Raw genomic sequence first — 18,963 nt, 5'->3', positions numbered from 1 at the left:
TACGGAGAGGTACGCGCCGTCCCGCGGACCGGCCTGTTCGGGGACGAAGGCGGGCCCGCCGGAGGCGGTGGGGGTGGAGGCGGGATTCTCGGTCACGTCAGCCTCACGCGCGGGTCGATGACGGCGTACAGCAGGTCCACGATCAGGTTGGCCATCACCACGAAGAGCGCGGCGAGCAGGGTCACTCCCATGATCACGGGGAGGTCGCCGGCGCCGATGGCGGCCACGGCGGCCGTGCCCAGGCCCTGGAAGTTGAAGGTCGTCTCGGTGAGCACCGCGCCGCCGAGGAGTCCGCCCAGGTCGAGGCCGAACATGGTGACGACCGGGGTGAGCGTGGAGCGCAGGGCGTGCTTGCGGATGACCACGCCCTCCTTGAGGCCCTTGGCGCGGGCGGTGCGGATGTAGTCCTCGCCGAGCACTTCGAGCATGGTCGCCCGGGTGATGCGGGCGTAGGTCGCGGCGAAGAGGAAGGCCAGGGTGATCCAGGGCAGGATCAGACTGTTGAGCCAGGCCAGTGGATCCTCGGTGAGTGGCTGGTAGTTGGAGACGTCCAGCCAGCCGAGGCCGTAGACGAAGATCGCGGGGGCCACCATGCCGGTGAAGAAGATCGGCAGGGAGACGCCGGCGAGGGCGCCGACCATGACGGTCCGGTCGATGGCGGTGCGGCGCTTGAGCGCCGAGACGACGCCCGTGGCCACACCGGCGATGACCCAGATCACAGCCGCGCCGAGGGCGAGCGAGAGGGTGACCGGCATGCGGTCGATCATCGTCTCCCAGACGGGGGCCTCGGTCTTGAAGGAGTAGCCGAAGCAGGGCGCCGCGCAGTGCGTGACGTCCGTGCCGCCGTCGTAGTCGCGGCCGACGAAGATGCCCTTGAGGAAGAGCAGGTACTGCTCGGAGATGGGCTTGTCGAAGCCCATCTTCACGCGGATGCCCGCCAGGGCGGTCTCGTTGGTCTCGCGGCCGGCGTACATGAGCGCGGGATCGCTGCCGGTCAGCTTCGGGACCGCGAAGAAGATGCCGAAGGTGACCACGGAGACCACCAGCAGCGTGGCGGCGACGTTGAACAGCCGCCGTATGAGGTAGACGAGCACTGCAGTCGGCCGCCCGGGGCGGGTGGCCGCCGTCCCTCGTGGGGACGGCGGCCACCGCCTGCGGCCTTCACCTGCCCTTCGGACTAGCGCATGTGCGGTGAAGGCACTTACTTGCGTGCTGAGTTGCTATGAACCAGGCCTTGCGACTACTTGGCGGCGATGCCCACCGTGGCAAGGTCGATCTTGCCCATGGAGTCGTTGAAGTAGACGTTCGTCAGGCGCGGGTTGTGGTAGACGAAGGCCTTGTCGAAGTTGATCGGCAGGTAGAGCGCCTTCTCCATGACCTTCTTGTTGATCTCCGTGTAGAACGGGGCGGCGGCCTCGGGCGTGGCCGCGGAGGCGGCCTTGTCGAAGAGACCGTTGACCTCGGGGTCGTTCAGCTCGGTGTAGTTGTTGTTGCCGTTCGGCAGGATGAACGAGCCGTCGACCAGGGGCTGGAGGAAGCCGGCGCCGGAGTTGTAGTCGGCACCCCAACCCATCACGATGATGCCGTAGTTCTTCTTCTTCACGTTCTCGGGCGAACCGATCGTGGAGGAGGAGAGCTTGCCGTCGTACTGGTCGATCGTCGCCTTGATGCCGACCTTGGCGAGGGCCGCCTGCAGCGACTCCGCGCTCTTCACCTCGGGCGCGCGGTTGTTGCGCACGGCGATGGTGGTCTCGAAGCCGGCGGGCTTGCCACAGGCCGCGAGGGCCTCCTTGGCCTTGGCCTCCTGCGGCTCGCCCTTCGTCAGGCCGAACGGGTCGAAGGCCTTGTCCGAGCCGGGGATGCCGGGCGGCAGCATGTTGGCGCCGAGGTCACCGCTGGTCGGGCCGCCGCGGGCGGTCTGCAGCGACTTCGGGTCGGCCGCGTAGATGACGGCCTTGCGGCACTCGATGTTGTCGAACGGCGCGACGGACTGCGGGAAGGCGAAGTAGCGGATGTAGCCCGTGAACGGGTTGTCCGCGTTCTTCTTGAGGTTGGGGTCCTTCAGGACCTTGTTCTTGCCGGCCTGCTGCATGCCCGTGCCGTCGACCGCGAGGTCGATGTCACCGGACAGCAGGCGCTGGTCCATGTCGTCCGGGTTGGTCGTCACCGTGAAGGAGACCTTGTCCGGCAGGCCCTTGCGGATCGTGTCGGTCTTCGGGTCCCAGTGCTCGTTGCGCACGAAGGTGGCGCCCTTGCCCGCGGTGAAGCTCTCCACCTTGTAAGGGCCGGTCGACAGCGGCTTGTTGGTGTAGGTGGCGCCCGTGTCCTTGGCCGCCGGGACCGGCGAGGAGGACGGCATGGCCAGCAGGTAGCTGAAGTCGGAGTTGGCGCTCGCCAGGTTGAAGACGACCGTCTTGTCGTCCGGCGTCTCGACGGACTTCAGACCCATCTTGTTCGGGTCGGTGTCCTTGTACGGGCCGGGGTACTTCTGCCCCTGGTCGAGGATGTCGATCAGGTACGTCGGACCACCGGACAGCACGTCCTGCGCGAAGACGCGCTCGATGCCGTACTTGATGTCCTTCGAGGTGACCGGCGTGCCGTCCTCGAACTTGACGCCGTCCTTGAGCTTGACGGTGTAGGTCTTGCCGTCGTTGCTGAGCACCGGCAGGGCCTCGGCGAGGTCCGGGACCAGCTTGGTGCCCGCCTCGCCCGGCTTGCTGTCGTACGCGAGCAGCTGGCGCACGTAGAGGCGCTGCATGTTCCACACGAAGCCGTAGTAGGCACGCGCCGGGTCGAGGTAGTCGACGTCCTGCGGCGACCAGAGCTTGAGCTCCCCGCCCTTGGCGTCCGACGGGTTCACGAGCCCGGTGGTGGCCGCGTTGAACGCGGCTCCGCCGTCACCGGCCTTGCCCTCGGCCTTCTTGTCGTCGCCGCCACCGCACGCGGCGGTCAGCGACAGGGCGGCGATCACGGCGGTGATCGCGAGTGCCTGCTTTCTGCGGATCACTATTGTCCAACCTCCATAGGTGGGTGAATCGAGAAGCGGTTCAGCTGCCCTTGGGGTCGAGTGCGTCACGCAGCCCGTCCCCGAAGAGGTTGAACGCCAGGACGGTGATGAAGATCGTGATACCCGGGACCACCATGTACATGGGGTCGTCCTGGTAGATGGGGATGGCGTCGGACAGCATCTTTCCCCAGGAGGCGGTGGGCGGCTTGACGCCGGCGCCGAGGAAGCTGAGGGCCGCTTCCGTCAGGATGTTGGTCGGGATGATCAGCGTCGCGTAGACGAGGATCGGCGCGACCAGGTTCGGCAGCAGCTCCTTGATCAGGATGTAGCCGCGGCCGGCGCCCAGGCTGCGGGCCGCCTCGACGTACTCGCGCTCCCTCAGGGAGATCGTCTGACCGCGGACGATGCGGCCGATGTACGGCCAACCGAAGAAGCCGATGACGACGATCAGCACGCCCATGCGGACGCCCGAACCCTCGAATCCCAGCAGGGAGTTCGGGACGACCGAGACCAGCGCGATGGTGAAGAGCAGCTGCGGGAAGGCCAGCAGCAGGTCCATCAGGCGGCTGATGACGCCGTCCACCCAGCCGCCGAGGAAGCCCGCCAGCGCGCCGAGGAAGCTGCCGATGACGACCGACACGAAGGCCGCGAGGAACGCGACGACCAACGAGATGCGGGCGCCGTAGACGATCCGGCTGAACACGTCGCGGCCATTGGTGGGTTCGACGCCCAGCAGGAACTCGGAGCTCATTCCGCCGAAGGAGCCGATCGGCGTGCCCAGGTCCGGGTCGATCATGTCCTCGTGGAACTCGTTGGGCGGGTGGCCCAACAGGCTCACGATCTGCGGTGCGAACACCGCGATCAGGATCAGCAGGATCACGACCACGCCGCCGGTCAGCGCGACCTTGTCACGCTTGAGCCGCATCCAGGCGATGCGGCCGGGCGAACGGCCTTCGATGGCTTTGGCAGGGACGTCGGCTACGGACACGGGTGCGGGTGTTTCCGCGCTCGTGTCGTGCAGTGGTGCCGTCATCGTGGTGGGGACCCCTCTCGGCCGACGGGTGGTCGGCCCATGCCCGCCGCTGTGGCGGCGTTGGTGCGGAGTGGCGCTCGGAGTGCGTGGTACACGCAGAACGCGTGCGGAGTGCAGGGTGCGGAGCAGCTGAAGTGCGGAAAGTGCGGGAAGTGCCGTGCGGAACAACAAGCGAAGCCCACGTGCCGAACCGGGTCCCGCAGGACTGACCGGCTCTTGGGTGGGGAGTCTTCATCGGGCGCTCGACCAGCCGCCAGACCCGCAGATGAATGGATGCGCAACCGTGATCTGACGCATCGGTTCCCGTTATCCGGACTCCGCTGTCGGCTCAGCGGAGCAAGACCGGCCGTTCGGTACCTAACCGGACATCGCGCCCAACTCGCTGGAGGAGTGCGCCTATTGGGCGCCCATCGGGGACGAAATCCGGACAAGACGAGAGCCGCCGGGAACCGTGGTTCCCGGCGGCTCGAAGTCCGTCGAAGGGGTCCGTCCCAGAGTGCGGGCAGCCTGCCCGAATTCCCTGTAGGTGACCTGGTGAAAGCCCTCCGGAAACGTCCCGGCGGCCTCCGGCGCCCGTCAGTGGACCGCCGCCTGACCCTCCCGGTCGTAGAACGGACGGGTCTGCGCGCGCAGCCACATCGCCACCGGGTCGTGCTCGTCGGCCAGCGCGACCGTGCACACCGGCACCCCCTCGGGCACCGCCCCCACCGACTGCCGCATCATCTCCCGTACGGATTCCAGGGCGGGCGCCGAGGCGTCGTAGAGGTCGAGGCCCACCGCCAGGTACGCCGACCCCAGCGAGGGCTGCACCCAGGCGCGGCGCAGCGAGCGCACGGCGGGCGTGCGGTGCGCGTGGCGGGTCAGCAGACCGTAGAACTGCGGGAGCTCCAGGGAGGGCTCGGAGAGCCGCAGCGGGCCCGCCGGCATCCGGTCCAGGCCGGTGGCGATCCGGCGCAGGTCGGCCCACGGCACGCCGAGGCCGCCGCCCTGGGCGTGCGGGTTGACCCACAGGCCCCAGCGGTCCGGGTAGAGGGCGCGGGCGATGTCCCGGCCGGTGACCACCTCGTAGCCGCGGTTCCAGCCGCTCGCGGCCAGTTCCTGCGGCGAGGTCACGCAGGGCGCGTAGCCGAGTCCCTCGACCTCCATGCCCCCGTACTGGGCGTCCGGAGAGCCCGGCTGCCCCTGCCACAACAGCATCCACAGCCGGCCCTCCGCGAGGGCGTGCAGCAATGACTCGTAGCTCTCATAGCGCCCGGGAGTCACCTGGCGCAGCATGTGCTCGACCTGCCCGGCCGCGGCCGTGCCTGACGCACTCACCCGGTACCCCTCTTCGTCCGCCCGTCGTCCACACGTACCAACCAGCTTAAGCGGCGCTACGGGAGGTAGAAGGGGCGTACGCGCTCACGAATCCACTCCGTGACCGGGTCCTCGGCGGCGTCCAGCAGGATCAACTGCACGGTCCAGGGCACCGGTACGCGCGCGAGGGCACGTCCGAGGGCCTCCAGCGGGGCACCGCGGAACTCGGGGTCCCATCCCACCAGGCGGACACCGACGTACAGCTCGGGGGCCCCGCCCTCCACGCTGGCCAGGCAGCGGTGGGCGGCGGCGACCACCCCGGTGCCGCGGAACTCCTCGGCGGCGGCGGCCAGGAAGTCGACGGGGTCCTCCTGCCAGTCGGGCTCGAAGAGCCGTACGCGGCCGCCGGTGGCCGGTCCGTCGAGCGGGCTCCGCCCGGCGCGGCACAGCTCGGCGACGGCGGCCGGGGGCAGCGGCACGCCGACGGCCCCCTCCGGGTTCACGGCGATGCCGAGCTGCGGGGGCAGGCCGCGGGCGAACTCCACGGCCGGGGCGATCACGAAGTCCATGCCGGGGCCGGCGCAGAACCGGAACTGGGCCTCGGAGCTGTAGACGGGGACGAACGCCTCCCCGCCGATCACCATGGTCGGCAGGCTGAGGCTGCCCTGGTCCGGGCCGCCGCCCTCGGGCAGCGGCACCCAGATCGGGCTGCGCCCGAGCACCTCCAGGATCCGCTCCCCGGCGTCCGTCTGCCCGAGCGCCGCCCCGAGCACCTGCTCCAACTCGTTCGCCGGCCAGCCGCTGCCCTGCATGTACCCCTGCCCTCCGTGTGGTCCCGCCGATGTGCTGCCGAGGCTATCGGCTGCGGGCGGGCCGGCCGGAGTCAGCCGTGGAACGCGATGGAGGTCACGGCGGCGGCCGAGCGGCGATCGAGGAGCGTCACCGAGGCGCACCCGGCGGGCGGGCGCCCGGCCTCGGCCTCCCGGAGCAGTCGGCGGACGGCTCCGCGGTGGCGGGCGAAGGCGTACGCGGACACCCGGCGCCCGCGCGCCGCCTGGCCGGACAGGGCCTCCTCGGCGGTGGTGTCGAGCAGCAGCAGGTGCAGGGAGGCGCCCCGCCGGCGGGCCACGGAGGCGAGCAGGCCGCGGACCCAGCTCTGGGTGCCGCAGTCGTGGACCACTACGGAATCACCGGAGGACAGCTTGCGCCACAGTCCCCAGTAGTGGGCGGCGCGGACCAGCGGTCGGTACGCGGCGTACGGCAGCGCGGCCGGCATCCGGCGCTCCCAGCGCTCGCGGGCGTCCTGGGAGTCGATGCCGCCCCCTTCGGCCGCGCGCTTGATCAACGTGCTCTTCCCGCCGCCGGGCAGACCGGACACCACGACGATGTCGCCCGCCGGCCAGCCGAGCCGCTGCGGACCGGGCACGGCGGAACCGCGCAGGTCACGGACCGACCCCACACCTTCGACGACGCGCGGGTCCACGCCCGCGCCCCGCTGGGTCGGCACACCGTCGATCCCCGCGCTTCCGGTGCTTCCGGTGCTTCCGGCGCTTCCGTCGACGGGTCCCGTCGTGGTGACCACTCCGAACCTCCGCACAGCGTCTCCCCCCGAAACGGGGCCGCACGGGCCCCCTTCCCACTGAGTGTAAAGAGACGGTAATCCGGCGCCCCCGGTTCCGCTCTCGGCTTTCTTCCGGGCCCCGCGGCCCGGTCCCGGACGTCCCGTGCAATGATGTGCGCCATCTGGACACCAACTGCATACCGGCCGCTTGAATCCGCGCGGGAGAGTCCCGGCAGGGCCGCAAGGCCGTGCCCGGGCGCCGAAGGAGCAAGTACCTCCCTTGAATCTCTCAGGCCCCGTACCGCGTGGATGAGGCAGATCTGAAAAGCGAGCCGCGCCACGACCGTCCCCGACGGTCGTCGGAGCGTGCTCCACCCAAGGTGCAAGCCGTGGAGTTGACCCGTACGCGTGGGAACTCCCGGCGAACCTCTCAGGTTCCGATGACAGATGGGGAGGATCGTCCTCGTCATGTCATGCCCTGGGACCCGGGAGCCACACCCATGAGCACTGCCCCCCGCCTGACCGCGCTCGACGCGCTGCACCGTTCGCTCGGTGCGACCATGACCGATTTCGCGGGCTGGGACATGCCGCTGCGGTACGCCAGCGAGCGCGACGAGCACAACGCCGTGCGCACCCGCGCCGGCCTGTTCGACCTGTCCCACATGGGCGAGATCACCCTGACCGGCCCCGAGGCCGTCAAGGTGCTGGACCACGCCCTGGTCGGCAACATCTCGACCGTCGGCGTCGGTCGCGCCCGCTACACGCACATCTGTCAGGAGGACGGCGGGATCCTCGACGACCTGATCGTCTACCGCCTGGGCGAGACCGAGTTCATGGTCGTCGCCAACGCCTCCAACGCCCAGGTCGTGCTGGACGCGATCACCGAGCGCGCCGCCGGCTTCGACGCCGAGGTCCGTGACGACCGTGACGCGTACGCGCTGATCGCCGTCCAGGGCCCGGAGTCCCCCGGCATCCTGAAGTCCCTCACGGACGCCGACCTGGACGGCCTGAAGTACTACGCGGGCCTGCCGGGCACCGTCGCGGGCGTGCCCGCGCTGATCGCGCGCACCGGCTACACCGGCGAGGACGGCTTCGAGCTGTTCGTCGCCCCCGAGCACGCCGTGGAGCTGTGGCAGGCGCTGACCGAGGCGGGCGCGGGCGTCGGCCTGGTCCCGGCCGGTCTGTCCTGCCGCGACACCCTGCGCCTGGAAGCGGGCATGCCGCTGTACGGGCACGAGCTGACGACCTCCCTCACCCCGTTCGACGCGGGCCTGGGGCGGGTCGTGAAGTTCGAGAAGGAGGGCGACTTCGTCGGCCGCGCCGCACTGGAGGCCGCCGCCGAGAAGGCCGCCGCGAACCCGCCGCGCAAGCTGGTCGGCCTGATCGCCGAGGGCCGCCGCGTCCCGCGCGCCGGTTTCCCGGTCGTCTCCGACGGCAAGGTCATCGGCGAGGTCACCTCGGGTGCCCCGTCCCCGACGCTGGGCAAGCCGATCGCGATGGCGTACGTCGACGCGGCGCACGCCGCACCCGGCACCTCCGGCGTGGGCGTCGACATTCGCGGTACGCATGAGCCGTACGAGGTCGTGGCCCTGCCGTTCTACAAGCGGCAGAAGTAGTCCCGCACACGGCATCGCGGCACGGACATCCGTACGGGCACCCGTACGGCGCCGTCTCGTACCGTCTCACCCACCAAGACCGCTGTTCGTATCCACTCCCCCGCATCCAGGAGAATCAGGTCATGAGCAACCCCCAGCAGCTGCGTTACACCAAGGAGCACGAGTGGCTGTCGGACGCCGTGGACGGCGTCGCGACGGTCGGCATCACGGAGTTCGCGGCCAACGCGCTCGGTGACGTCGTCTACGCCCAGCTCCCCGCGGTCGGCGACACCGTCACCGAGGGCGAGACCTGTGGCGAGCTGGAGTCGACCAAGTCGGTCAGCGACCTGTACTCCCCCGTCTCCGGCGAGGTCGTCGAGGCCAACCAGGACGTCGTGGACGACCCGGCCCTCGTGAACACGGCCCCGTTCGAGGGTGGCTGGCTGTTCAAGGTGCGCCTCTCGGACGAGCCCAAGGACGTGCTCTCGGCCGAGGAGTACGCCGCGCTCACCCACTCCGACAACTGACACCCCAGGGGATCTCGATGTCCGTACTGAACACGCCCCTCCACGAGCTCGACCCCGACGTCGCCGCGGCCGTCGACGCCGAGCTCGTGCGCCAGCAGTCCACCCTGGAAATGATCGCGTCGGAGAACTTCGCTCCCGTCGCCGTCATGGAGGCCCAGGGCTCGGTCCTGACCAACAAGTACGCCGAGGGCTACCCCGGCCGCCGCTACTACGGCGGTTGCGAGCACGTCGACGTCGTCGAGCAGATCGCGATCGACCGGATCAAGGCGCTCTTCGGCGCCGAGGCCGCGAACGTGCAGCCGCACTCCGGTGCGCAGGCGAACGCCGCCGCGATGTTCGCGCTGTTGAAGCCGGGCGACACGATCATGGGCCTGAACCTGGCCCACGGCGGTCACCTGACCCACGGCATGAAGATCAACTTCTCCGGCAAGCTCTACAACGTGGTCCCGTACCACGTCGGTGACGACGGCCAGGTCGACATGGCCGAGGTCGAGCGCCTCGCCAAGGAGTCCAAGCCGCAGCTGATCGTCGCCGGCTGGTCCGCCTACCCGCGCCAGCTGGACTTCGCCGCCTTCCGCCGCATCGCGGACGAGGTCGGCGCGTACCTGATGGTCGACATGGCGCACTTCGCCGGTCTGGTCGCCGCGGGCCTGCACCCGAACCCGGTGCCGCACGCCCACGTCGTCACCACCACCACGCACAAGACCCTCGGTGGTCCGCGCGGCGGCGTCATCCTGTCGACGCAGGAGCTGGCCAAGAAGATCAACTCCGCGGTCTTCCCGGGCCAGCAGGGCGGCCCGCTGGAGCACGTGATCGCCGCGAAGGCCGTCTCCTTCAAGATCGCGGCCTCGGAGGGCTTCAAGGAGCGCCAGGTGCGCACCCTTGAGGGCGCGCGGATCCTCGCCGCCCGCCTGGTCCAGGACGACGTCAAGGCCGTGGGCGTGGACGTCCTCACCGGCGGCACCGACGTGCACCTGGTCCTGGTGGACCTGCGCAACTCGGAGCTCGACGGTCAGCAGGCCGAGGACCGCCTCCACGAGGTCGGCATCACGGTCAACCGGAACGCCATCCCGAACGACCCGCGGCCGCCGATGGTGACCTCGGGCCTGCGGATCGGCACGCCGGCGCTCGCCACCCGCGGTTTCGACGCGGAGGCGTTCACCGAGGTCGCCGACATCATCGCGCAGGCGCTGAAGCCGGAGTACGACGCCGCCGACCTGAAGGCGCGCGTCTCGGCGCTCGCCGCGAAGTTCCCGCTGTACCCGTCGCTGTAGTCGACGGACGGGGCCCGGCCGTGTTTTCCACAGGGCCGGGCCCTTCTCATGACCAATGTCCTCGGCGGATGCCGCCCATCGCCTCTTAAACGTTCAAAAAGTGGCAAATAGGCTCGCCATAAATACAGCACGCCACGGCATCCCCGTCAGGACGGACACCTCCCCATGGACATGAGCGCAGCGAACCGGAAGGGACTCAGTCTCTTCGCGCTGATCATGATCGGCATCGGCTCGATCTTCGGATCGGGATGGCTCTTCGGTGCCGGCACGGCCGCGCAGGTCGCGGGTCCCGCCGCCCTGGTCGCCTGGGTCATCGGGGCCGTCTTCATCGGCATGATCGCCATGTCCTACGCGGAGGTGGGCGCCGCCTACCCGATCCCCGGCGGCATGGCCCGCTACGGGGCCATCTCGCACGGCCCCGTCCTCGGATTCATCACCGGCTGGGCGGTGTGGATCGCGGTCGCCTCCCTGATCCCCATCGAGTCGATCGCGGCGACCCAGTACATGTCCTCCTGGAGCTTCGGCTGGGCGCGGGACCTGGTGGACACCGGGTCCCAACAGCTGACCGGCTTCGGCATGGCGGTGGCACTGGTGCTCACCGTGGTGCTGTGGCTGTCCTGCTACTGGTCGGTCCAGCTGCTGGCGAAGATCAACGCGGCACTGACCCTGGTCAAGTTCGCGATCCCGGTGCTCGCCGTCGCCGCCCTGATCGCCTCCGGCTTCCACACCGAGAACTTCTCCGCCCACGGCGGCTTCGCGCCGAACGGCTGGACCGCCGTCCTGACCGCCGTCACCACCTCGGGCGTCGTCTTCGCCTTCAACGGCTTCCAGGCCGTCGTGAACCTCGGCGGGGCCGCCAAGAACCCCGGCCGGGCCATCCCGATCGCCCTGGTGGGCGCGCTGTCCCTGGGTCTGGTCATCTACCTCGCCCTCCAGGCGGCCTTCCTGGGCGCCGTACCGCCGGAGCACCTGGCGCAGGCCGGCGGTTGGTCCGGCGTCAACTTCAACTCGCCGTTCGCCGACCTCGCCAAGCTGCTGATGATCCACTGGGTGGTGGTGATGCTCCAGTTCGGCGCCTTCATCTCCCCCGCCGGTTCCAACATCGCCAACGTGGCCTCGGCGGCCTACATGGTGCAGAACCTGTCCGAGACGGGCTTCTTCCCCAAGAGGCTCAAGGAGACGCACCCCGTGTACGGCACCGCCCGCCCGGCGATGTGGCTGAACCTCGGGTTCTCCGTCCTGCTGCTGGTGACCGTCGGCCACAGCTGGAAGACCCTGGCGCCGGTGATCTCGGCCGCGATGGTCATCTCCTACCTGATCGGCCCCATCGCGGTCGGCGTCTTCCGCCGCACCAAGCCCGACCTTCCCCGCCCCTTCCGGCTGCCCGCCGCGAGGATCCTCTGCCCGCTCACCTTCGTCTTCGCCGCCTGCGCCCTCTACTGGTCGAAGTGGCCGAACACCGGCATCGTCACCGCGCTGACCCTGCTGGCCGCCCCGATCGCCGCCCTCGTCCTGTCCCGCAAGGGCGAGCGGAACCTCTCGCGCCAGTTCGCCCCGGCCTGGTGGATCGTGTTCTTCCTCGGCGCCCTGTCCCTGCTGTCCTGGCTCGGCTCCACCGACTTCGGCGGCCGGGGCACCATCCCGGGCGGCCTGGACATCGCCCTGGTCGCGGCCATGGCCCTCGTCACGTACTTCTGGGCCGTGAACGCCGGCGTCAAGGCCCACCGGGCGGGCCTGCCGGGCCCGGACCCGGTGCTGGACGGCTCCCCCGCCCCGGCGACGGAACCGGAACGCGAGGCGGTCCACGCCTGAGCGTCACATCCGGCAGCAGAGGCGTTCACCTGCACGCGTTACGCTCGACCACCGGACAAAATCCACAGATCCGCCCCTTTGATCACCACACCGCTCGATCAGCACACCGCTCCACCTCCTGCCCCCTCCCACCCCACGAGCAGACAAGGGAGTCCGCCAGTGGCCATCTCCGTCTTCGACCTCTTCTCCATCGGCATCGGCCCCTCCTCCTCCCACACGGTCGGCCCGATGCGCGCGGCGCGCATGTTCGTCACGCGGCTGAAGAAGGACGGCGTCCTCGCCCAGACCGCCTCCGTGCGCGCGGAGCTCTTCGGGTCCCTCGGCGCCACCGGCCATGGCCACGGCACGCCCAAGGCGGTGCTGCTCGGCCTGGAGGGGCATTCCCCCCGCACGGTGAACGTGGAGACCGCCGACGCCGAGGTCGAGCGCATCCGCAAGAGCGGCCGGCTGCGGCTGCTGGGGGCGGAGATAGGCGATGGCCACGAGATCGCCTTCGACGAGCCCAACCAGCTGATCCTGCACCGCCGCCGCTCGCTGCCGTACCACGCGAACGGCATGACGCTCTTCGCCTACGACGAGACCGGCAACCCGCTCCTGGAGAAGACGTACTACTCCGTGGGCGGCGGCTTCGTCGTGGACGAGGACGCGGTCGGCGAGGACCGGATCAAGCTCGACGACACCCCGCTGAAGTACCCGTTCCGCTCCGGCGACGAGATGCTGCGCCTCGCCAACGAGACCGGCCTGTCGATCTCCTCCCTGATGATGGAGAACGAGAAGGCCTGGCGCACCGAGGAGGAGATCCGCGAGGGCCTCCTGGAGATCTGGCGGGTCATGCAGGCCTGCGTCGCGCGCGGCATGTCCCGCGAAGGCATCCTCCCCGGCGGCCTGCGGGTCAAGCGCCGGGCCGCCTCCACGGCGCGCCAGCTGCGCACCGAGGGCGACCCGATGATGCACCGCAGCGAGTGGACGACCATCTACGCGATGGCGGTCAACGAGGAGAACGCCGCCGGCGGTCGCGTGGTGACCGCCCCGACCAACGGCGCGGCCGGGGTGCTGCCCGCCGTCCTGCACTACTACACGAACTTCGTGCCGGGCGCGGACGAGGACGGCGTGGTGCGCTTCCTCCTCGCGGCGGGCGCGATCGGCATGCTGTTCAAGGAGAACGCCTCGATCTCCGGCGCCGAGGTCGGCTGCCAGGGCGAGGTCGGCTCGGCCTGCTCGATGGCGGCCGGCGCCCTCGCCGAGGTTCTGGGCGGCACCCCGGAGCAGGTCGAGAACGCCGCCGAGATCGGTATGGAGCACAACCTGGGCCTGACCTGCGACCCGGTCGGCGGCCTGGTGCAGATCCCCTGCATCGAGCGCAACGGCATGGCGGCCGTGAAGGCCGTGACGGCCGCGAAGATGGCCATGCGCGGCGACGGCAGCCACAAGGTCTCCCTCGACAAGGTCATCAAGACCATGAAGGAGACCGGCGCGGACATGAAGGTCAAATACAAGGAGACCGCCCGCGGCGGCCTCGCGGTCAACGTCATCGAGTGCTGACCGACTCCGCCCGGGGCTGACCGGGCACCGGGAGCCCGCCCCCTCTGGGGGGCGGGCTCCCGCGCGTACGGAACCGGGGGCGGGGCAGGGGCGTCGCAGGAGGCGGCTACGATCGCGCGTACCGGCGAGGGGGGGGAAGCGTGGAGACATCGCAGCGGGCGTCAAGTCCGGCCGCCCCGGGGGTGTTTGGGGGCAGCCACCCGATCGCCCCGATCACCGTCGTGCCGGTCGGACGGGTCGCCTCCGCCGGCCTCCTCGCCCGCCCCCTCCGCGCCCGCCCGCCCTGATCGGCGTACGGTCGCCCGCCGGCCCCGAAGAGGGGTCCGGGGGCCCGTCCGCCTCGGGACCTTCGGCGTCCGGCCGGGCCCGGGGGGTCGGCTGGCGTGCCGGAAGGGCCCCGGAAGACCCCGTTCGAGAGGAAGGCTCACCCGTTGACCACCACCGTCACCGAGCACCGCGTCCTGCCGCTGCGACTGGAGGCGGCTCCCGTGTCCGTCCCCCTCCAGGGGGTCTTCGTGTACCGCACGGACCGGCCGTACGAGCTGGCCGTGGACTTCCGCGGCGCGGGGGTCCACCTGGCGCGCTGGGTGTTCTCCCGGGAACTCCTGCTCGACGGGGAGTCCACCGCCACGGGTGAGGGCGACATACAGGTGTGGCCCCGCCGGCAGCGCTCGGAGCCGCGGGTCTTCCTCGCCTTCAGCAACGGGCTGCAGAACTGCGTGGTCTCCGCCCGCGCCAAGGACATCCGCGAGCTGTGCCGCCGGATGAGCACCCTCGTCCCGCGCGGACAGGAACGTCGTCACTACGACCTCGACGCCGAGGTGAGCGCCCTGCTGGCGCACTGACCGGCCGCCGGACGGATCCGGGGGCGCCGACCGGCCGGGAGGGCCGGAAAAGGGCCCGCGCGGCCGTGCAACCGTAGGCGCCCGCCGGGTGTCCTACCCGATGACACCCTTGTCCCCGTCTCTGAAGAATCGGGGGGACGTCATGCGTCACCTGCTTCGTCCTCGTCGTCGGCGGATCGTGGCCCTGGCCACGGGCGCGCTGCTCACCGCCGGGCTCGCGCTCGCCGGTCCGGCCACCGCCGCCTCCGCCGCCGCTTCCACCACCAGGACCCAGACCCCGCTCGTCGTGAACGCCCGCTGGGGCGGTCACTGCACCTTCGACCGGATCGTGATCGACATCCAGGGCCACGTCCCGACGGTCAACGTCAGTCCCGTCCCCAAGCTGGTCTACGACGGTTCGGGCAAGCCCGTGCCGCTCGCCGGGAAGTACTTCCTGGAGATCCGTCTGAACCCCGCCGCGGGACACGACGACGCGGGTCAGAACGTCTACCTGGGCCCCCGGCTGCAGAAGATCTACCTGCCCAAGCTCAAGGGCATCGCCATGACCGGCGACTACGAGGGGTACGTGACCTTCGGCGCCGCCTTCGACACCAAGCCGGCCTACGGCGTCACCGTCCTGCACAACCCGGAGCGGGTCGTGGTGGACGTGTCGCACCCCAACACCTGCTGACCTGACGGGACCGGCGAACGGTCGGGGGCCCGGGGTGTCGCACACCCCGGGCCCCCTGCCGTTGCCCCGGGCGGGTCCCGGGCGGGGGCTCAGCGGTGCTCGGGGTTGGGGAAGTCGAAGCGGCAGCCCGCGTCCCACGCGGAGCGCTGGTTGCCGTGCGCGGGGAAGCCGCCGGCGCGCTTGAGGAGCGCGGCGAGGTGCATGAGGTTCCAGGACATGAAGGCGGTGTTGCGGTTGGTGAAGTCGTTCTCGGGGCCGCCCGAACCCGGGTCGAGGTAGGAGGGTCCCGGTCCGGCCTCGCCGATCCAGCCCGCGTCGGCCTGCGGCGGGACGGCGTAGCCGAGGTGCTGGAGGCTGTAGAGGACGTTCATCGCGCAGTGTTTGACGCCGTCCTCGTTGCCGGTGATCAGGGCTCCGCCGACGCGCCCGTAGTAGGCGTACTGGCCCTGTTCGTTCAGGATCGAGGAGCAGGCGTAGAGCCGCTCGATCACCTGCTTCATGACGGAACTGTTGTCGCCGAGCCAGATCGGGCCGCAGAGCACCAGGATGTCGGCGTCCATGATCCGGCTGTAGAGGACCGGCCACTGGTCGCTCTCCCAACCGTGCTCGGTCATGTCCGGCCAGACCCCGGTGGCGATGTCGTGGTCGACCGCCCGGATCAGGGACGTGCGGGCACCGGCGGCCTCCATGACGGCGCGGCTCCGCGCGATCAGGCCCTCGGTGTTGCTGGGCTCGGGCGAGCGTTTGAGCGTGCAGTTCACGTAGACGGCGGAGAGGTCCGAGTAGTCGAAGGATTCGTCAGCCACTCCCCCACGCTGGCCCGACCCGTCGCCGGCCGCCATCGGACCGCATCCACCCGGGTCACCCCCGCCGGCGGGGCCGGGTTGTTACCGGTCGGCGCGGCCGACTACTGTCAGCGGGCCTTGGTGTTCGGGAAACCGGTGGGAAACCGGTGCGGCCCTCGCCACTGTGATCGGGAAGTCCGGCTCCATTCCTGCGGGAAGCCACTGGGTTCCGCGCGGGAGACCGCACGGCCCCGGGAAGGCGGAGTCAGGGCATCAGTACCCGTGAGCCAGGAGACCGGCCGGGGCGCGTCGTCCATCCACGAGGTGCTGGAGAGGTCTCTCTACTCATGCATATAGCCGAGGGGTTCCTGCCCCCTTTGCACGCGGTCGCCTGGGGCGCCGCATCCGCTCCCTTCGTCGTCCACGGCGTCCGCGCCCTCACCCGCGAGGTGAAGGCCAATCCCGAGAGCACCCTGCTGCTCGGGGCGTCCGGAGCGTTCACATTCGTCCTTTCCGCCCTGAAGATCCCTTCGGTGACGGGTAGTTGCTCGCACCCCACCGGCACCGGCCTGGGAGCCATCCTGTTCAGGCCGCCGATCATGGCGGTCCTCGGCACGATCACCCTGCTGTTCCAGGCCCTGCTGCTGGCGCACGGCGGGCTCACCACGCTCGGCGCCAACGTCTTCTCGATGGCCATCGCCGGCCCCTGGGCGGGCTACGGGGTCTACCGGCTGCTGAAGAAGTTCGACGTGCCGCTGATGGTGACCGTCTTCTTCGGCGCCTTCTTCGCCGACCTCGTCACCTACTGCGTGACCTCCGTCCAGCTCGCGCTGGCCTTCCCGGACCCGTCCGGCGGCTTCGTCGGCGCCCTGGAGAAGTTCGCGGGCATCTTCGCCCTCACCCAGATCCCGCTCGCGGTCAGCGAGGGCCTGCTGACGGTCCTCGTGGTGCGGCTGCTGATGCAGTCCAGCAAGTCCGACCTGGTGCGCCTGGGCGTCGCCCGGCTGACCGGTGGCAACAAGGCGAAGCAGGAGGCGACGGTCCGATGACCCGGAACGCGAAGATCAACACACTGCTGCTGCTCCTGGTGGCGGCGCTGGCCGTGCTCCCGCTCGCGCTGGGACTCGGGGACGGCAAGGAGGAGCCGTTCGCGGGCGCCGACGCGCAGGCGGAGGCGGCCATCACCGAGCTGAAGCCGGATTACGAACCCTGGTTCTCCCCGCTGTACGAACCCCCCTCGGGCGAGATCGAATCGGCCCTGTTCGCCCTCCAGGCGGCGCTCGGCGCGGGCGTGCTCGCGTACTACTTCGGCGTGCGCAAGGGGCGCCGCCAGGGCGCGGCGCTCGCGGACGGCGGGACCGGGACCGGCGACGGGGCCGGCACGGGCGGCGGAACCGGTTCGGCGGCGGCCGGCGCGGAGCGCTAGCGCGGTGCTGCCGATCGACGTGGCGGCGCACAGCAGTCGCTGGCGCCGCCGCCATCCGTTGGAGAAGGCCCTGCTGGGGCTGGGGCTGACGGTCACCGCCGTGTGTCTGCCGCCCTGGCCCGGCGGGCCGTTGGTCGCCGCGGCGACCCTGGTGGTGCTGCTCGGACCCGCCGGGGTCGCCGGGCGGCAGCTGTGGCGGGCCTTCCGGGTACCGCTCGGCTTCTGCTGCACGGGGGCGCTGCCGCTGCTGGTGTCACTGGGCGGGCCGGCCGGTTTCGTCTCGCTCGCCCCCGACGGGCCCCGGCACGCCGGCGAGCTGCTCCTGCGCACCTCGGCGGCCTCGCTCGGGGTGCTGCTGTTCGCCTTCACCACCCCGGTGTCGGACGTGCTGCCCCGGCTGGTGCGGGCCGGGGTACCGGCCCCCGTCGTCGACGTGGCCCTCGTCATGTACCGGATCGGGTTCCTGCTGCTCGACTCGATGGCCCAGGTCCGCCGGGCCCAGGCGGCCCGCCTCGGGCACACGAACCGGGCCGCGGTGTGGCGCTCGCTGGCCGGGCTCGCGGCGACCGCGTTCGTCCGGGCCTTCGACCGCGCCGGACGGCTCCAGGAGGGGCTGGCCGGGCGCGGCTACGACGGCGCGCTGCGGGTGCTCGTCCCCGAGGCGCCCCTGTCCCGGCGGTTCCTGGCGGCCTCCGCCGTCCTGCTGGCCTCCCTGGTCGGCCTGACCCTCGTACTGAAGGAGCTGTATCCGTGACCCCGTTGGTGGAGCTGGTCGGCGCGGGCTACGCCTACGAGGACGGCCCCGCCGTCCTGTCCGGCGTGGACTTCGGCATCGCGCCGGGCCGCGCGCTGGTCCTGCTGGGCCGCAACGGCAGCGGCAAGACCACCCTGATGCGGCTGCTCAGCGGGGGCCTGCGGCCCGGCTCGGGCGCGCTGCGCCTCGACGGCGAGGTGGTGACGTACGACCGGACCGGTCTGACCCGGCTGCGCACGTCGGTGCAGCTCGTGGTCCAGGACCCGGACGACCAGTTGTTCGCGGCCTCCGTCGAGCAGGACGTGTCCTTCGGCCCGATGAACCTGGGGCTGGCCGCGTCGGAGGTACGCGAGCGGGTCGACTCGGCGCTGGCCGCGCTCGACATCACCGCGCTGCGGGACCGTCCCACGCACCTGCTGTCCTACGGGCAGCGCAAGCGCGCCGCCATCGCGGGAGCCGTCGCGATGGCCCCGCGCGTGCTGATCCTGGACGAGCCGACGGCCGGCCTGGACCCGGACGGCCAGGAGCGGCTGCTGGACGTCCTGGCGGGGCTGCGGCGGGCGGGGACGACGGTCGTGATGGCCACCCACGACGTGGACCTCGCGGTCCGCTGGGCCGACGACGCGGCCGTCCTCACCCCGACGGGCATCCGCACCGGTGGGGCGACGGCCCTGCTCTCGGACCCGGACCTGCTGGCCTCGGCGGGCCTGCGCCAGGCGTGGTCGCCGGCCGTGACGGCCTTCCTGCGCGCCCGGGGCCTGCTCGACGAGGACTCGCCCGGGCCGCGCGTCCCGGAGGCCCTGGCCGCCTGGCACCAGGGCGTGTCGTGAAAGCGG

At 70.8% G+C, this 18,963-nt stretch carries 18 protein-coding genes and 2 riboswitches; of the genes, 11 read left to right on the top strand and 7 right to left on the bottom strand.

What is annotated here, in order from left to right:
- Positions 1-92 precede the first annotated feature (92 nt).
- The 6 genes from ACZ58N_RS32860 to ACZ58N_RS32835 all read right to left on the bottom strand — a co-directional run bounded on the left by ACZ58N_RS32860 (position 93) and on the right by ACZ58N_RS32835 (position 6,843).
- On the bottom strand, positions 93-1,094 hold the full coding sequence (locus tag ACZ58N_RS32860; RefSeq protein WP_471167421.1) for an ABC transporter permease: 1,002 nt from the start codon (positions 1,092-1,094) through the stop codon (positions 93-95).
- Between the two features lie 146 nt (positions 1,095-1,240).
- The gene (locus ACZ58N_RS32855) at positions 1,241-3,007 is read right to left on the bottom strand and encodes an ABC transporter substrate-binding protein (protein WP_471167418.1); all 1,767 of its coding nucleotides are present in this window, start codon (positions 3,005-3,007) and stop codon (positions 1,241-1,243) included.
- Between the two features lie 40 nt (positions 3,008-3,047).
- On the bottom strand, positions 3,048-4,040 hold the full coding sequence (locus ACZ58N_RS32850) for an ABC transporter permease (RefSeq protein WP_281208051.1): 993 nt from the start codon (positions 4,038-4,040) through the stop codon (positions 3,048-3,050).
- Positions 4,041-4,616: 576 nt separating this feature from the next.
- Positions 4,617-5,357 carry an enhanced serine sensitivity protein SseB C-terminal domain-containing protein gene (locus ACZ58N_RS32845; protein ID WP_281208052.1) on the bottom strand — a complete coding sequence of 247 codons (741 nt, stop codon included), beginning with the start codon at positions 5,355-5,357 and terminating at the stop codon, positions 4,617-4,619.
- A gap of 56 nt (positions 5,358-5,413) precedes the next feature.
- Entirely contained in the window at positions 5,414-6,148 is a 735-nt protein-coding gene (locus tag ACZ58N_RS32840) for an enhanced serine sensitivity protein SseB (protein ID WP_471167414.1), read from the bottom strand.
- A gap of 71 nt (positions 6,149-6,219) precedes the next feature.
- Positions 6,220-6,843: an AAA family ATPase gene (locus ACZ58N_RS32835; RefSeq protein WP_471167411.1), complete on the bottom strand. Its 624-nt coding sequence runs from the start codon at positions 6,841-6,843 to the stop codon at positions 6,220-6,222.
- Between the two features lie 263 nt (positions 6,844-7,106).
- Positions 7,107-7,211: riboswitch (glycine riboswitch) on the top strand.
- A gap of 186 nt (positions 7,212-7,397) precedes the next feature.
- Between ACZ58N_RS32835 and gcvT the strand changes: the two genes are divergently transcribed.
- The 7 genes from gcvT (at position 7,398) to ACZ58N_RS32800 (ending at position 15,162) form a co-directional block, all read left to right on the top strand.
- Complete coding sequence (gcvT, locus tag ACZ58N_RS32830) at positions 7,398-8,513, top strand: glycine cleavage system aminomethyltransferase GcvT (RefSeq protein WP_471167408.1); 1,116 nt, start codon at positions 7,398-7,400, stop codon at positions 8,511-8,513.
- Between the two features lie 122 nt (positions 8,514-8,635).
- Positions 8,636-9,019 carry a glycine cleavage system protein GcvH gene (gene gcvH, locus ACZ58N_RS32825; protein ID WP_281208055.1) on the top strand — a complete coding sequence of 128 codons (384 nt, stop codon included), beginning with the start codon at positions 8,636-8,638 and terminating at the stop codon, positions 9,017-9,019.
- A 17-nt stretch (positions 9,020-9,036) separates the two neighbouring features.
- The gene (glyA, locus tag ACZ58N_RS32820; RefSeq protein WP_471167404.1) at positions 9,037-10,293 is read left to right on the top strand and encodes a serine hydroxymethyltransferase; all 1,257 of its coding nucleotides are present in this window, start codon (positions 9,037-9,039) and stop codon (positions 10,291-10,293) included.
- A 165-nt stretch (positions 10,294-10,458) separates the two neighbouring features.
- Positions 10,459-12,105 carry an APC family permease gene (locus tag ACZ58N_RS32815; protein WP_471167401.1) on the top strand — a complete coding sequence of 549 codons (1,647 nt, stop codon included), beginning with the start codon at positions 10,459-10,461 and terminating at the stop codon, positions 12,103-12,105.
- Positions 12,106-12,264: 159 nt separating this feature from the next.
- Positions 12,265-13,647, top strand: coding sequence for an L-serine ammonia-lyase (locus ACZ58N_RS32810; protein WP_471167399.1), 1,383 nt, complete (start codon positions 12,265-12,267; stop codon positions 13,645-13,647).
- Positions 13,648-14,078: 431 nt separating this feature from the next.
- Complete coding sequence (locus ACZ58N_RS32805; RefSeq protein ID WP_471167396.1) at positions 14,079-14,492, top strand: SsgA family sporulation/cell division regulator; 414 nt, start codon at positions 14,079-14,081, stop codon at positions 14,490-14,492.
- Positions 14,493-14,634: 142 nt separating this feature from the next.
- Entirely contained in the window at positions 14,635-15,162 is a 528-nt protein-coding gene (locus ACZ58N_RS32800; protein WP_471167394.1) for an AMIN-like domain-containing (lipo)protein, read from the top strand.
- Positions 15,163-15,251: 89 nt separating this feature from the next.
- Here the strand turns inward: ACZ58N_RS32800 and ACZ58N_RS32795 are convergent, their stop codons facing one another.
- On the bottom strand, positions 15,252-16,004 hold the full coding sequence (locus tag ACZ58N_RS32795) for a flavodoxin family protein (RefSeq protein ID WP_471167391.1): 753 nt from the start codon (positions 16,002-16,004) through the stop codon (positions 15,252-15,254).
- A gap of 65 nt (positions 16,005-16,069) precedes the next feature.
- Positions 16,070-16,265, top strand: a riboswitch (cobalamin riboswitch).
- A gap of 29 nt (positions 16,266-16,294) precedes the next feature.
- On the opposite strand from ACZ58N_RS32795, the gene ACZ58N_RS32790 reads away from it, so the two are divergent.
- The 4 genes from ACZ58N_RS32790 to ACZ58N_RS32775 are packed head-to-tail and all read left to right on the top strand — an operon-like array spanning position 16,295 to position 18,957.
- Positions 16,295-16,996 carry an energy-coupling factor ABC transporter permease gene (locus ACZ58N_RS32790; protein WP_471167388.1) on the top strand — a complete coding sequence of 234 codons (702 nt, stop codon included), beginning with the start codon at positions 16,295-16,297 and terminating at the stop codon, positions 16,994-16,996.
- Positions 16,993-17,373 carry an energy-coupling factor ABC transporter substrate-binding protein gene (locus ACZ58N_RS32785; RefSeq protein WP_471167385.1) on the top strand — a complete coding sequence of 127 codons (381 nt, stop codon included), beginning with the start codon at positions 16,993-16,995 and terminating at the stop codon, positions 17,371-17,373. Before ACZ58N_RS32790 ends, ACZ58N_RS32785 begins: the two co-directional genes overlap by 4 nt.
- Positions 17,374-17,377: 4 nt before the next feature.
- A complete protein-coding gene (gene cbiQ / locus ACZ58N_RS32780; RefSeq protein ID WP_471167383.1) occupies positions 17,378-18,127 on the top strand; it encodes a cobalt ECF transporter T component CbiQ in 750 nt (249 codons plus the stop codon).
- On the top strand, positions 18,124-18,957 hold the full coding sequence (locus ACZ58N_RS32775) for an energy-coupling factor ABC transporter ATP-binding protein (RefSeq protein WP_471167380.1): 834 nt from the start codon (positions 18,124-18,126) through the stop codon (positions 18,955-18,957). Before cbiQ ends, ACZ58N_RS32775 begins: the two co-directional genes overlap by 4 nt.
- Positions 18,958-18,963 lie beyond the last annotated feature (6 nt).

The organism is Streptomyces sp. NPDC040432 (assembly GCF_055595445.1).
The sequence above is the reverse complement of the archived record's forward strand: the minus strand, read 5'-3'. Positions and strand labels throughout refer to the sequence as shown.

Coding starts and splice junctions, on each gene's coding strand:
- gcvT (WP_471167408.1), top strand. CDS start 7,398: ATGAGCACTGCCCCCCGCCTGACCGCGCTCGACGCGCTGCACCGTTCG.
- ACZ58N_RS32815 (WP_471167401.1), top strand. CDS start 10,459: ATGGACATGAGCGCAGCGAACCGGAAGGGACTCAGTCTCTTCGCGCTG.
- glyA (WP_471167404.1), top strand. CDS start 9,037: ATGTCCGTACTGAACACGCCCCTCCACGAGCTCGACCCCGACGTCGCC.
- ACZ58N_RS32790 (WP_471167388.1), top strand. CDS start 16,295: ATGCATATAGCCGAGGGGTTCCTGCCCCCTTTGCACGCGGTCGCCTGG.
- ACZ58N_RS32795 (WP_471167391.1), bottom strand. CDS start 16,004: ATGGCGGCCGGCGACGGGTCGGGCCAGCGTGGGGGAGTGGCTGACGAA.
- gcvH (WP_281208055.1), top strand. CDS start 8,636: ATGAGCAACCCCCAGCAGCTGCGTTACACCAAGGAGCACGAGTGGCTG.
- ACZ58N_RS32800 (WP_471167394.1), top strand. CDS start 14,635: ATGCGTCACCTGCTTCGTCCTCGTCGTCGGCGGATCGTGGCCCTGGCC.
- ACZ58N_RS32840 (WP_471167414.1), bottom strand. CDS start 6,148: ATGCAGGGCAGCGGCTGGCCGGCGAACGAGTTGGAGCAGGTGCTCGGG.
- ACZ58N_RS32785 (WP_471167385.1), top strand. CDS start 16,993: ATGACCCGGAACGCGAAGATCAACACACTGCTGCTGCTCCTGGTGGCG.
- ACZ58N_RS32850 (WP_281208051.1), bottom strand. CDS start 4,040: ATGACGGCACCACTGCACGACACGAGCGCGGAAACACCCGCACCCGTG.